At 61.1% G+C, this 12,751-nt stretch carries 13 protein-coding genes; 8 read left to right on the top strand and 5 right to left on the bottom strand.

Annotation, left to right across the window (positions count from 1 at the left end; genetic code table 11):
* Positions 1-2 precede the first annotated feature (2 nt).
* The 3 genes from JYU29_RS01160 to JYU29_RS01170 form a co-directional block, all read right to left on the bottom strand.
* Positions 3-1,007, bottom strand: a complete 1,005-nt coding sequence (locus tag JYU29_RS01160) for an ABC transporter permease subunit (RefSeq protein WP_213982957.1) — start codon at positions 1,005-1,007, stop codon at positions 3-5.
* 104 nt (positions 1,008-1,111) lie between these two features.
* Positions 1,112-2,707: an ABC transporter substrate-binding protein gene (locus JYU29_RS01165; RefSeq protein ID WP_213982958.1), complete on the bottom strand. Its 1,596-nt coding sequence runs from the start codon at positions 2,705-2,707 to the stop codon at positions 1,112-1,114.
* A 169-nt stretch (positions 2,708-2,876) separates the two neighbouring features.
* Complete coding sequence (locus JYU29_RS01170; RefSeq protein ID WP_213982959.1) at positions 2,877-3,209, bottom strand: hypothetical protein; 333 nt, start codon at positions 3,207-3,209, stop codon at positions 2,877-2,879.
* Between JYU29_RS01170 and JYU29_RS01175 the strand changes: the two genes are divergently transcribed.
* Complete coding sequence (locus tag JYU29_RS01175; protein WP_213982960.1) at positions 3,199-3,459, top strand: hypothetical protein; 261 nt, start codon at positions 3,199-3,201, stop codon at positions 3,457-3,459. The two genes, JYU29_RS01170 and JYU29_RS01175, sit on opposite strands and share 11 nt — an antisense overlap.
* Before the next feature lie 93 nt (positions 3,460-3,552).
* Here the strand turns inward: JYU29_RS01175 and JYU29_RS01180 are convergent, their stop codons facing one another.
* Positions 3,553-4,071 carry a Ros/MucR family transcriptional regulator gene (locus JYU29_RS01180; protein ID WP_213982961.1) on the bottom strand — a complete coding sequence of 173 codons (519 nt, stop codon included), beginning with the start codon at positions 4,069-4,071 and terminating at the stop codon, positions 3,553-3,555.
* Between the two features lie 277 nt (positions 4,072-4,348).
* Positions 4,349-5,653 carry an MFS transporter gene (locus JYU29_RS01185; protein ID WP_213982962.1) on the bottom strand — a complete coding sequence of 435 codons (1,305 nt, stop codon included), beginning with the start codon at positions 5,651-5,653 and terminating at the stop codon, positions 4,349-4,351.
* A 174-nt stretch (positions 5,654-5,827) separates the two neighbouring features.
* Here JYU29_RS01185 and cyoA point away from each other — a divergent pair, with 174 nt between their 5' ends.
* The 7 genes from cyoA to JYU29_RS01220 are packed head-to-tail and all read left to right on the top strand — an operon-like array spanning position 5,828 to position 12,751.
* Positions 5,828-7,012, top strand: coding sequence for a ubiquinol oxidase subunit II (cyoA, locus tag JYU29_RS01190; protein ID WP_213984188.1), 1,185 nt, complete (start codon positions 5,828-5,830; stop codon positions 7,010-7,012).
* 7 nt (positions 7,013-7,019) lie between these two features.
* Positions 7,020-9,023, top strand: coding sequence for a cytochrome o ubiquinol oxidase subunit I (gene cyoB, locus JYU29_RS01195; RefSeq protein ID WP_213982963.1), 2,004 nt, complete (start codon positions 7,020-7,022; stop codon positions 9,021-9,023).
* Between the two features lie 2 nt (positions 9,024-9,025).
* Positions 9,026-9,670: a cytochrome o ubiquinol oxidase subunit III gene (gene cyoC, locus JYU29_RS01200; protein WP_213982964.1), complete on the top strand. Its 645-nt coding sequence runs from the start codon at positions 9,026-9,028 to the stop codon at positions 9,668-9,670.
* Entirely contained in the window at positions 9,667-10,143 is a 477-nt protein-coding gene (cyoD, locus tag JYU29_RS01205; RefSeq protein WP_213982965.1) for a cytochrome o ubiquinol oxidase subunit IV, read from the top strand. Before cyoC ends, cyoD begins: the two co-directional genes overlap by 4 nt.
* Positions 10,121-10,876, top strand: a complete 756-nt coding sequence (locus JYU29_RS01210; protein WP_213982966.1) for an SURF1 family protein — start codon at positions 10,121-10,123, stop codon at positions 10,874-10,876. Before cyoD ends, JYU29_RS01210 begins: the two co-directional genes overlap by 23 nt.
* Before the next feature lie 5 nt (positions 10,877-10,881).
* On the top strand, positions 10,882-12,228 hold the full coding sequence (locus JYU29_RS01215; protein WP_213982967.1) for an ATP-binding protein: 1,347 nt from the start codon (positions 10,882-10,884) through the stop codon (positions 12,226-12,228).
* On the top strand, positions 12,218-12,751 hold the full coding sequence (locus JYU29_RS01220) for a response regulator transcription factor (protein WP_213982968.1): 534 nt from the start codon (positions 12,218-12,220) through the stop codon (positions 12,749-12,751). The genes JYU29_RS01215 and JYU29_RS01220 overlap by 11 nt, the downstream gene beginning before the upstream one ends.

Raw genomic sequence — 12,751 nt, forward strand, 5'->3', positions numbered from 1 at the left:
CCTCAGTGCCGGATGCGCGGATTGATCAGACCGTAAAGCAGGTCGACGATCAGGTTCACGAACATGATGATGGCGGCGATCATGAGCAGGCCGCCTTGGATAACGGGATAATCGCGCCGGAACACGGAATCGACCATCCACTTGCCGATGCCCGGCCAGGAGAAGATCGTTTCGGTGAGAATGGCGCCGGCAAGCATCACGCCGACCTGAAGGCCGATCGTGGTGATCACCGGGATCATCGCGTTGCGCAGGGCATGGATGCCGATGACGCGGAAGGGCGACAGGCCCTTGGCGCGGGCGGTGCGGACATAATCTTCCGACAGAACTTCCAGCATCGCCGAACGGGTCTGGCGTGCGATCACGGCGAGCGGGATCGTGCCGAGAACGATGGTCGGCAGGATCAGGTGGCTCGCGGCGGATTTGAACGCGCCGGCCTGACCTGAGATCAGGCTGTCGATCAGCATGAAGCCGGTAACGGGCGGGAAGAAATAAAGCAGCGAAATGCGGCCCGACACGGGCGTCCACTGCAGGATGCCGGAAAAGAAGATGATCAGCAGCAGGCCCCACCAGAAGATCGGCATGGAATAGCCGACGAGAGCCGTGCCCATGATGGTCTGGTCGAAGAAGGAACCGCGCTTGATGGCCGCGAAGATGCCGGCTGGAATGCCGAGAACGATCGCGAAGATGATGGCGCAAAACGACAGTTCGAGGGTGGCCGGAAACAGGGCGAAGAACTGGTCGAGGATCGGCTGCTTGGTGACGATCGACGTGCCGAAGTCGCCGCGCAGGATGCCCCAGATATAATCCAGATACTGCACCACGATCGGACGGTCGAAGCCGAGCTGTGCGGAGATCGCGGCATGGCGCTCGGGCGACATCACGCGTTCGCCGGACAGCAGCGCAACGGGATCGCCGGGCAACAGCCGGATAAACGAAAAGGCGATGATCGACACGCCAATGAATGTAGGGATGAGCACTGCGAGGCGCCCAAACAGGAAGCGGACCATGTCGGCTCCAAATATAAGAGAAGCCGGATGAACCGGCGGTAGCAAAACGAACGAAGCGGGGACGGCCGGATGTCGGCCGTCCCCGCTTTTTCAGTCAGGAACGCTTATTCCGCCAGATCGACGCCGTCAAAGGCGAAGTCGCCGAGCGGGCTCTGCACGAAGCCGGTCACTTCCTTGCGCATCGGAACGACGGACAAGGAGTGGTCGACCGTGATCCACGGAGCTTCCTTCTTGAAGATCACCTGCGCCTGCTCATAAAGCTTGGCGCGCTCGGCCTGATCGGAGCTTTCCTTGGCCTTGGTCACCAGATCGTCGAACTCCTGGTTGCACCACTGTGCGCGGTTGTTGCCGCCCACGGCATCGCAGCCGAGCAGGGTGTCGAGGAAGTTGTCCGGATCGCCATTATCGCCGGTCCAGCCGAGGATCACCGCGCCGTCGCGGTCCTTGGACTTGGAGCGATCGAGGTATTCGGCCCATTCATAGGACACGATCTCGACATTGACGCCGACCTTGGCGAAGTCCGACTGCATCAGCTCGGCCGCACGACGTGCGTTGAGCATGTAGGGACGCGCAACCGGCATAGCCCAGATCTTCATCGAAAGATCGGTGACGCCGGCATCTTCCAGCATCTTCTTGGCGGCTTCCGGATCGTACGGATCGTCCTGGATGGAGTCGTTGTAGGACCACATCGTTGGCGGGATCGGGTTCTTGGCCGGCGTGGCTGCGCCCTGGAACACCGCGTCAACGATCGCCTGCTTGTTCACGGCCATCGAAAGCGCCTTGCGCACTTCAACCTTGTCGAACGGCGCCTGCGTCGTGTTGAACGCGACATAAGCGATGTTCAGGCCTTCCTGCTCCTCGACCTTCAACGCCGGATTGGCCTTCATGGCCTCGACGTCGGCAGCGTTCGGATAAGGCATCAGGTGGCATTCGCCGGCCTGCAGCTTCTGGTAACGAACGGCGGCATCGGTGGTGATGGCGAAAACGAGATCGTCGATCTTCTGCGTGCCATTCCAGTAGTCCGGATTGGCCTTATAGCGGATCGCGGCATCCTGCTGGTAAGCCACGAACTGGAACGGGCCGGTGCCCAGCGGTTGCTGGTTCAGCTTCTCCTTGGTGCCGTCAGCTTCGAGCTTGTCGGCATATTCCTTGGACATGATCGATGCGAACGGCATCGCGACATTGGCCAGGAACGGTGCTTCCTTGCGCTTGAGCTTGAACTTCACCGTCATGTCGTCGACCTTTTCGATCGAGTCGATCAGCTCCGGAAAGCCCATGCCAGCGAAGTATTCCCAGGAACCGCCAGCGATGTACTGGTTCCAAGGATTGTCCTTGTTCATCTGACGATCAAACGAGAAGATCACGTCGTCTGCGTTCATCTCGCGGGTCGGCGTGAAATAGTCGGTGGTCTGGAACTTGACGCCCGGACGCAGCTTGAACGTGTATTCAAGACCGTCGTCGGAGACTTCATAGCTCTCGGCCAGGCCCGGCTCAGTCTGGGTGGTGCCCTTCTTGAACTCGAGCAGGCGGTTGTAAACCGTGTGCGCTGCCGCATCGAAAGTCGTGCCGGCGGTGTAAAGGCCCGGATCGAAGCCTTCCGGCGATCCTTCGGAGCAGAAAACGAACGTCTTGGCGCTCGCGGCTCCGCTCAGGATCGTTGCAGTCGCCAGCGCGGCCGCAAAAGTCAGTTTTTTCAGCATTACGCACTCCCCTGAAGTGGTTGGAGCTTGCATCCCTGTGCAGCTCTCGAACCCGCATATAAATAACGGAAAAATCGATTTGAAAAGCCCTGCTGCCCGTTTTGCAGGCTTTGGTAAACGGCTGCTGGAACTCTGCGCACAGCTATCTTGCCGCAGGCGCCTTCGCCAATCACTTTGCGGCGAGTGGGAAACAAGTGCGGCGGTTGACCGTTGGACCGCAGATGTTTCCAAGGAAAGGAAGACCCATGTCTTTCAAACGCACTTCTTTCAAACGCACTTCTTTCAAACGCACCTCTTTCAAACGCATGACATTTGCAGCCATCTCGGCGCTGGCTTTCTCCACCGCGATCGCGAGCGCCCAGGTGGGCGGCGGCTCGATCAGCGGCAGCGGCACGGTGGGCGGCGGCGGATCGGTGGGCAGCGCAACCATCGGTGGCGGCAGCGGCTCGAGCGTTGGCGTTGGCAACACGACGCCGTCTCCCGGTTCGCCGGTGACACCCAACAGTGGCGTCAACAATTCCGGCGGGATCAACCGCACTTATGGTGCTACCAATTCGAACGATGCGGCCCGCGATATGAATACCAACGGCACGGCCAATCGTTCGACCACAACCGGCACGGAAAGCATCCAGCCAGCGCCGGGCGTTTCGCAGCCGGAAAGCATCATCGACCAGCCGAACACGCCCGATATTCCGATGCCCGGTGAGCCGAACAGCGATCCCGCGACGATGAACCTGCAGAAGGTGCAGTAACAAGGCCGACTGATCGCTGAACAAGCGACAGGCGCAAACAAAAACAGCGGGTGAGAGCCCGCTGTTTTGCGTTCAAGAAAGAAACGCGTCCGATTACGTCTCGGAGGTCTCCGTGGCTGCAGCCTTAGGCTTGCGGCCGCGCTTCTTCGGGGCAGGCGCGGGTTCCGGCTCGTCGCGCGTTTCGGGAGCGTCTTCACTGGCCTTGCGGCCGAGACCGAGGCTTTTCGCCAGTTCCGAGCGCTGCGCGGCGTAATTGGGCGCGACCATCGGATAATCGGCGGGCAGGCCCCATTTGGTGCGGTAATCGTCTGGGGTCATGCCGTAGCTGGTCATCAGGTGACGCTTCAGCGAGCGGAACTTCTGGCCGTTTTCCAGGCTGATGAGATAGTCGGGCGTGATCGACTTCTTGATCGGCACGGCGGGCTTTGGCGCTTCCACCGGCTCTGCCGCCTTGGTTTCGGTGCGCAAACCGGCGAGAGCCGCATGAACGTCGCTGATCAAAAGCGGCAGATCGTTGGACCGCACAGCATTCTTTGAAACATAAGCTGAAACGATGTCGGCCGTGAGTTCGGCCAAACTACTATTATCGAGTTCCTCTACATCATTCGCCATCAAATCAAGCTCCTTATAGCAATAAGGAGGGAGTACGCGTGCGCGAAGGTATAGGCAAGTAGAGTTTTTCAGTAGAGCGCCGTCATCCGCCGGTTTTACCCTGCGTAACATAGAAGCGCTTGTGCCTTGCGGCGGGATTGTTCAGGCGCCGGGTTGCGGCGTAATTGTCGTTACAGCAATCGCCGGGCCGTCGCCGGCTGCTGTAAAGAAGCTTGCAGGACGCGACTTGCGCGCGGGCGCGCATGCGTCCTGCAAACCGAAGAGGCGCAAACCGCGCTTACTTTTCCCAGCGGCTGAAATACAAAGCGAGCAGGGTCACCACCGCACCCGAAAGAAGATAACCGCCGGCTGCGATCAGCCCGAAATTGGCGGCAAGCAGCAGGCCGGCCAAGGGGGCGAAGCCTGCGCCGAACAGCCAGGCGAGATCCGATGTCAGCGCCGAGGCGGTGTAGCGGTAGCCCTTCTGGAAATGGCCGGCGAGCGCACCGGACGACTGGCCGAACGACAAACCGAGCAAAATGAAGCCAGTGATCATGAAGATGGTTTCACCGGCAGGACCGGCATCCAGCAGCTGGGGTGCAAAGCCGCTGAAGGCGGCAATCGCCACGGCCGAACCGGCCAGCAAGGTGCGGCGGCCAAGCCGATCTGCGAGATAACCGGACAAAACAACGGAAACGATGCCGAACATCGCGCCGACGCCTTCGATCATCAGAAAGCGGGCCGGACCCTCGTCGGTGAACAAAAACACATAAGACAGCGGGAACACCGTGACCATGTGGAACAGAGCGAAGCTCGCCAGCGGCGCGAAGGCACCGAGCAGAATGTTGCCGCCCTGCGTACGCAGCGTGCCGAGAACGGGCGCCGGCTGCAATTCGCGGGTTTCGAACAGATGTGTGTATTCGGGCGTCGACACGATACGAAGGCGGGCAAACAGCGCCACGACGTTGATGGCGAAGGCGACATAGAAAGGATAGCGCCAGCCCCAGTCATAGAAGTCTTCCGCACCGAGATTGCCGACAAAGAAGGCGAACAGGGCGCTGGCGACGAGAAGGCCAATCGGCGCGCCGAGCTGCGGCACCATCGCATACCAGCCGCCGCGCTTTTCCGGCGCGTTGAGGGCGAGCAGGGAGGCCAGGCCGTCCCACGTGCCGGCCAGCGACAGGCCCTGGCCGATGCGGAACAGGGTGAGGATCCAGATCGACGCCACGCCGATCGTCTCATAGCTCGGGATAAACGCCACCGCCACGGTGGAACAGCCCAGGCCGAACAAGGCGATCGTGAGCTTCACGCCCTTGCCGTAGATACGGTCGATCACCGTAAAGATCATGGTGCCGAAGGGGCGGGCGATAAAGCCGAGCGCGAAGATCGCGAAGGAATAAAGCGTGCCCAGCAGCGGATCCACGAACGGGAAGAACAGCTTGGGGAACACGATCACGGACGCGATCGCATAAACGAAGAAGTCGAACGACTCCGACGTACGGCCGATCACGACGCCGACAGCGATGTCGTTCGGGTTCACATCTTCGTGACGGGTGTTGATGAGCCGCGCGTCACGCTCAGCAGTGGCAGTCGGTTGAACCATGGTCTTCGTACCGTAAGACTTCGAGAACGCCGGATTCGGGCCGATTGAACGGCTCCGCTTCGCTAGTGTGCCGTTTTGCCGTTCAATGCGCCATTTAGGCATTGGGCAAATTGTCCAATGTGGCTGCATCCGTGATAAAGATAGGTACCAGACAGAAAAGCAAGTGTGCCGCTGATGTCTCCATTATTCCGCCGGTTGATCTCATTCGCCATCCTGCCCGTCCTTCTTTTGTTGGGCGGGTGCAACTTCGTGGTCATGTCGCCATCGGGTGACATCGCTGCGCAGCAACGCGACCTCATCATCATTTCCGTGGTGTTGATGCTCATCATCATCATTCCGGTGATGATCCTGACCGTCGTGTTTGCCATGCGCTACCGCGCATCCAACACGGACGCGCCGTATGATCCGGACTGGGATCACTCAACGCAGCTGGAGCTGGTGATCTGGGCCATTCCGCTCCTGATCATCATCTGTCTGGGTGCCGTGACCTGGATGGGCACGCATCTTCTCGATCCCTATCGCCCGCTCGACCGCCTCGATGCGAACCGGCCCGTGACGGCCGACATGCAGCCGCTCGAAGTGCAGGTCGTCGCGCTCGACTGGAAGTGGCTGTTCATCTACCCGGAATATGGCGTCGCATCGGTCAACGAGATGGCGGCACCGGTGGATCGCCCGATCCAATTCCGCATCACCTCGTCATCGGTGATGAACTCCTTCTATGTCCCGGCGCTCGCCGGCATGATCTACGCCATGCCCGGCATGGAAACAAAACTTCATGCAGTGATCAACAGCCCCGGCGATTATGACGGCTTCTCGGCCAACTACAGCGGCCACGGCTTCTCGGGCATGCGCTTCCGCTTCCATGGTCTGGAGCAGGCCGGCTTCGACGAGTGGGTCGCCAAGGTCAAGGCGGATGGCGGCGACCTGCAGCGTCAGGACTACCTCGAGCTCGAACGCCCGAGCGAGAACGTGCCGGTGCAGTATTTCGCCGACGTCGATCCGCTCCTGTTCGATGCCGTGCGCAACTACTGCGTCGAGCCCGGCAAGATGTGCATGAGCGAAATGGCCATGATCGACGCCGAAGGCGGCGCCGGTCTGGCGGGTCTCAGCAACTTGCTGCCGCTGACCTACGACAAGACGGCGCGTCGCGGTTCGATCTTCGGTGCCGAACCGTCCTTCGTCGCCAATATCTGCACCATCGAGGAAGCGCTGGCTGCCGGCCAGGCCGATCCGTCCAAGCCGGTTTCGATCGTGGATCGCACGCCGGTGCGCGGAATGAGCCTGCCGCGGCCGGGTACCCGCCCGGTCAACCCGTCGCTTTCACAGACATTCGGCTCCTTGCGGCCGTCGAACAGCTGAAGCCATCATGCCTGACACTTCTCCCCTCCTGACTGCGATCTTCGGCCGGCTCACGCTCGAGTCGATCCCGATCCATGAGCCGATCCTGATCGTCACCTTCATCGTGGTGGCGCTCGGCGGTCTCGGCCTCGTTTACACGCTCTACCGCTACAAGCTGTGGGGCTTCCTGTGGCGCGAATGGTTCACGACCGTCGACCACAAGAAGATCGGCATCATGTATATGGTGCTCGGCATCGTCATGCTTTTGCGCGGCTTTGCCGACGCCGTCATGATGCGCCTGCAGCAGGCGATGGCCTTCAACGGGTCCGAAGGCTATCTCAACGCGCACCACTACGATCAGATCTTCACCGCCCACGGCGTGATCATGATCTTCTTCGTGGCCATGCCGCTGGTGACCGGTTTGATGAACTTCGTCATCCCGCTGCAGATCGGCGCGCGTGACGTGTCCTTCCCGTTCCTCAACAACTTCTCGTTCTGGATGACGGCGGCCGGTGCCGTGATCATCATGATCTCGCTGTTTATCGGTGAGTTCGCGCAGACCGGCTGGCTGGCCTATCCGCCGCTGTCGGGCATCCAGTACAGCCCGGGCGTCGGCGTCGATTATTATATCTGGGGCCTGCAGGTCGCGGGCGTCGGCACCACGTTGTCGGGCATCAACCTGCTCGTCACGATCGTGAAGATGCGCGCGCCCGGCATGACCATGATGAAGATGCCCGTCTTCACCTGGACGTCGCTGTGCACGAACGTCTTGATCGTTGCGACCTTCCCGGTTCTGACCGCCGTGCTCGTGCTGCTCAGCCTCGACCGTTACGTCGGCACCAACTTCTTCACGAACGACTTCGGCGGCAATCCGATGATGTACGTGAACCTGATCTGGATCTGGGGTCACCCGGAAGTCTACATCCTGATCCTGCCGGCCTTCGGTATCTTCTCCGAAGTCGTGTCGACCTTCTCGGGCAAGCGCCTGTTCGGCTACACGTCGATGGTCTACGCGACGGTGGTCATTACCATCCTGTCCTACCTCGTATGGCTGCACCACTTCTTCACGATGGGCTCGGGCGCCAGCGTCAACTCGTTCTTCGGCATCACCACGATGATCATCTCGATCCCCACGGGAGCGAAGATCTTCAACTGGCTGTTCACGATGTATCGCGGCCGTATCCGGTTCGAACTGCCGATGATGTGGACAGTCGCCTTCATGCTGACCTTCGTGATCGGCGGCATGACGGGCGTGATGCTCGCGATCCCGCCTGCCGACTTCGTGCTGCACAACTCGCTGTTCCTGGTGGCGCATTTCCATAACGTGATCATCGGCGGCGTGCTGTTCGGCTTGTTTGCCGGCATCAACTACTGGTTCCCGAAGGCGTTCGGCTTCAAGCTCGACGACTTCTGGGGCAAGCTGTCCTTCTGGTTCTGGGTAATCGGCTTTTGGGTCGCCTTCGCGCCGCTTTATGTGTTGGGCTTCATGGGTGTGACGCGTCGCCTGCGGGTGTTCGAGGATCCGTCCCTGCAGATCTGGTTCCAGATCGCGGCCTTCGGCGCCTTCCTCGTTGCCTGCGGCATCGCCTGCTTCCTCGTCCAGATCGCCGTCAGCATCTGGCGTCGTGACAGCCTGCGCGACCTTTCGGGCGATCCATGGAACGGTCGGACGCTGGAATGGGCGACCTCGTCGCCGCCGCCGGACTACAACTTCGCCTTCACGCCGGTGATCCACGACAACGACGCCTTCGCCGACATGAAGAAGCGTGGCCACAAGCGTCCGCTGGAAGGCTTCCGCGCCATCCACATGCCGAGCAACACGGCCACCGGCATCTATATCGCCGGCCTGAGCGTCGCGCTCGCCTTCGGTCTGATCTGGTACATGTGGTGGCTGGCTGCGCTGTCTTTCGTCGGCATCCTGGCGGTTTCGATCGCGCATACCTTCAACTACCATCGGGATTTCCACATTCCCGCTGATACGGTGGCCGCGACGGAAGCAACGCGCACCAAGCTCCTGACGGCTGGACACTGATCATGGCAAGCGCAGTCAACACCGCCAATCCGGCGGACACCAACTCCGACGAGCTCGTCTTCTATCTGCAGGACGAGCACGAACACGCCGAAGGCTCGAGCACGGCGCTCGGCTTCTGGGTCTACCTGATGAGCGATTGCCTCATCTTCGCGATCCTGTTTGCCATCTACGGCGTGCTCGGTTCGAGCTATGCGGCGGGCCCCGGTCCGCAGGATCTGTTCGAGCTCGAACTCGTCGCGATCAACACGGCGATGCTTCTGTTCTCGTCCATCACCTATGGCTTCGCCATGCTGCAGATGGACAAGGGCAATGTGCGCACGACGCAGCTTTGGCTGGCGATCACCGGCGTGTTCGGCCTCGCCTTCCTCGGCATCGAGCTTTACGAGTTCCACCATCTGATCGAGATCGGCGCCACCCCACAGCGCAGCGCCTTCCTGTCGGCCTTCTTTACGCTGGTCGGCACCCACGGCCTGCATGTCACCTTCGGCATCATCTGGCTCGTGACGCTGATGGTGCAGGTCAACATGCACGGCCTCATTCCCGCCAATCGCCGCCGGCTGATGTGCCTGTCGATGTTCTGGCATTTCCTGGACGTCATCTGGATCGGCGTCTTCACCTTCGTTTACCTGATGGGGATGCTCCGTTGAGCCAGCACGCCCACACCGCTGCCGCAAATGCCGGCAACCAGACGAAAACCGCCGAAAAGCACGCGCGGGACAATGCCGAGGATCTTCACGACGAAGGTCACAACCACGGCAGCTACACGAGCTACATCACCGGCTTCGTGCTGTCCGTCATCCTGACCGCCATTCCGTTCTGGCTGGTGATGCACGGCACGCTCGACAAGAACTGGACCGTCTTCATCGTCATGGCGGCGGCCGTGGTGCAGATCGTCGTCCACATGGTCTTCTTCCTGCATATGAACGCGAAGTCGGAAGCAGGCTGGAGTTTGATGGCGCTGTTCTTCACGCTCATCATCGTGGTGATCGTGCTCGCCGGCTCGCTCTGGGTCATGTTCCACCTCAACGCCAACATGATGCCGGGCATGGAGATGGACGGGCAGGGGCCCGTCACCTCGAACCCGGTTCCGGGTGGAGATGCTGAACAGCAAAGCCAGTGAGCGCCGGCCTGAACGCCGGTTCTGGGTTCTCGGCCTGCTGCTTGGCCTGACAGCCCTCCTGTTTGCCGGCTTCTGCGCCCTCGGCGTGTGGCAGATCGAGCGCCGCGCCTGGAAGCTCGACCTGATCGAGCGGGTGGATGCACGGGTTCATGCCGATCCCGTGCCGGCACCCGGCCCGGCCGCGTGGTCGGGCATCACCGCTGCCAGCGACGAATATCGGCGCGTGTTTCTGACCGGCCATTACCTCAATGATCGCGAAACGCTGGTGCAGGCGCTGACGGAACGCGGCGGCGGCTTCTGGGTGCTGACGCCGTTTCAAACGAACGATGGACCCATCGTGCTCGTGAATCGCGGCTTCGTGCAGTCGGACAAGCGCGATCCTTCGTCCCGCGCCCGGGGCCAGATCGAAGGCGAAACCACCGTTATAGGCCTTCTGCGCATCAGCGAGCCGAAAGGCGGCTTTTTGCGCACGAACGATCCCGCCGCCGATCGCTGGTTTTCGCGCGACGTGGCGGCGATTGCGCAAAAGCGCGATCTCGACAATGCCGCGCCCTTTTTCGTGGATGCGCAAGCCGTGCAACTGCCGCAAGCGCCGGTAGGCGGATTGACCGTTCTGCGTTTCAACAACACCCATCTGATCTACGCGCTGACCTGGTTCGGCCTCGCCTTGCTGATGGTGGTGGCGGCTTATTATCTCGTGCGGGAAGACCGACGCGCGCGTCGCGGGCCTTGAGCTCGATGCCCGTAACGGATCGACAGCAAAAACTGTGGTATCAACGGCTTCGCTTCGCATGGAGCCCGACGCTGAACCACGACGCCACGAACAAGAACAACCTTCTTTTGCTGGTGCAACTGCGCTGGCTGGCGGTGTGCGGCCAGATCATCACCATCCTGTTCGTCGGTTTCGGTCTTGGGGTCGACCTGCCGTTGTTGCCGATGGGGTTGATCCTGCTCGGCCTCGTTGCGCTCAACATCTTCAGCCTGATGCGCGCGCGCAGCCAGTCGGCCCTGACAAATACCGAACTCTTCATCCAGCTTCTGCTCGATGTCGCGACGCTGACCGCGCAGCTCTACCTCAGTGGCGGTGCCACCAACCCGTTCATCTCGCTTTACCTCCTTCAGGTGACGCTCGGCGCGGTTTTGCTGCAGCCCTGGTCGAGCTGGGTACTGGTGGCGCTGACGGCGCTTTGCTTCGTCTTTCTGTCGGTGTTCTTTCAACCGCTGGAGCTGCCGCATCTGGAGGAAACCGGCCTCCTGCAGCTGCATATCCAGGGCATGTTCTTCTGCTTCGTGCTGACGGCCGGACTGGTTGTGCTGTTTCTGATCCGGGCCAGCAGCAATCTGCGGGCACGCGACGCCCGTTTGGCGGATCTGCGCCAGCAATCGGCCGAGGAACATCACATCGTGCGCATGGGCCTGCTGGCCTCCGGTGCCGCCCACGAACTCGGCACGCCGCTTGCCACCCTTTCGGTGATCCTGAACGACTGGAAGCATATGCCCTTGTTCAGGCAAGAGCCGGAGCTGACGGAAGAGATCACGGAGATGCAAAGCCAGCTCGATCGCTGCAAGTCGATCGTGTCGGGCATCCTGATGTCGTCGGGCGAAGCGCGCGGCGAGGGCGTGGTGCGCACCACCGTCACCGGCTTCTTCGACGACCTCGTCGGTGAATGGCGCGCCAGCCGCTCGCCGCGCCATCTGGTGTTCCAGAACGGCTTTTCGCCCGATGCGGCGATCGTGTCCGATCTGTCGCTGAAGCAGGTCATCTTCAACGTGCTGGACAATGCGCATGAGGAATCGCCCAGCTGGATGAAGGTCGCGACCTCTCGTGAAGGCGACAATCTGCGCTTGATCGTAACCGATGTGGGCAAGGGGTTTTCGCCGGAGATGCTGGCCGAAATCGGCCGTCCTTATCGCTCGAGCAAGGGACGTCCGGGCGGTGGTCTGGGGCTGTTTCTGGTGGTGAATGTCGTGCGCAAGCTTGGCGGTACGGTGTCGGCGACCAACCGGCCGGAAGGGGGCGCATGCGTCACCCTCGACCTGCCACTGTCTTCCTTGTCCGTCGAAGGGGTCGGTCATGCCCACTGAGCGCTCCCTTGTGATCGTGGAAGACGACGCCAGTTTTGCGCGCGCCCTGAAGCGCTCCTTCGAGCGACGCGGTTACACCGTGCGCTTGTGCGATTCCGTGCCGGCTCTACGCGATCTCCTGAGCGGTTATGATCCCGGCTTCGCCGTTGTCGATCTCAAGCTTGTGGGTGGCTCGGGGCTGGAATGCGTTCAGGCGCTGCATGAGCATGATCCGGACACGCGCATCGTGGTTCTGACCGGCTTTGCCAGCATCGCGACGGCGGTTGAAGCGATCAAGCTCGGCGCGCGGCATTATCTCGCCAAGCCTGCCAACACCGACGATATCGAGGAAGCCTTTGGCCGCGTCGATGGCGACACGGCCGTGCCGCTGACCGAGCGGCCGACGTCGCTGAAGAACCTGGAATGGGAGCGCATCCACGAAACGCTGGTGGACACCGGTTTCAACATTTCCGAAACGGCGCGACGGCTCGGCATGCATCGCCGCACGCTGGCGCGGAAGCTCGAAAAGCGGCGTATTACCTGA

It is taken from the genome of Tianweitania aestuarii (assembly GCF_018457165.1).
Classification (GTDB): domain Bacteria; phylum Pseudomonadota; class Alphaproteobacteria; order Rhizobiales; family Rhizobiaceae; genus Tianweitania; species Tianweitania aestuarii.

Bases quoted from the DNA above. Each gene is read 5' to 3' on its own strand.
- JYU29_RS01160 (WP_213982957.1), bottom strand. From the start codon at position 1,007: ATGGTCCGCTTCCTGTTTGGGCGCCTCGCAGTGCTCATCCCTACATTC.
- JYU29_RS01165 (WP_213982958.1), bottom strand. From the start codon at position 2,707: ATGCTGAAAAAACTGACTTTTGCGGCCGCGCTGGCGACTGCAACGATC.
- JYU29_RS01180 (WP_213982961.1), bottom strand. From the start codon at position 4,071: ATGGCGAATGATGTAGAGGAACTCGATAATAGTAGTTTGGCCGAACTC.
- JYU29_RS01185 (WP_213982962.1), bottom strand. From the start codon at position 5,653: ATGGTTCAACCGACTGCCACTGCTGAGCGTGACGCGCGGCTCATCAAC.
- cyoA (WP_213984188.1), top strand. From the start codon at position 5,828: ATGTCTCCATTATTCCGCCGGTTGATCTCATTCGCCATCCTGCCCGTC.
- cyoB (WP_213982963.1), top strand. From the start codon at position 7,020: ATGCCTGACACTTCTCCCCTCCTGACTGCGATCTTCGGCCGGCTCACG.
- cyoC (WP_213982964.1), top strand. From the start codon at position 9,026: ATGGCAAGCGCAGTCAACACCGCCAATCCGGCGGACACCAACTCCGAC.
- JYU29_RS01210 (WP_213982966.1), top strand. From the start codon at position 10,121: ATGCTGAACAGCAAAGCCAGTGAGCGCCGGCCTGAACGCCGGTTCTGG.
- JYU29_RS01215 (WP_213982967.1), top strand. From the start codon at position 10,882: ATGCCCGTAACGGATCGACAGCAAAAACTGTGGTATCAACGGCTTCGC.
- JYU29_RS01220 (WP_213982968.1), top strand. From the start codon at position 12,218: ATGCCCACTGAGCGCTCCCTTGTGATCGTGGAAGACGACGCCAGTTTT.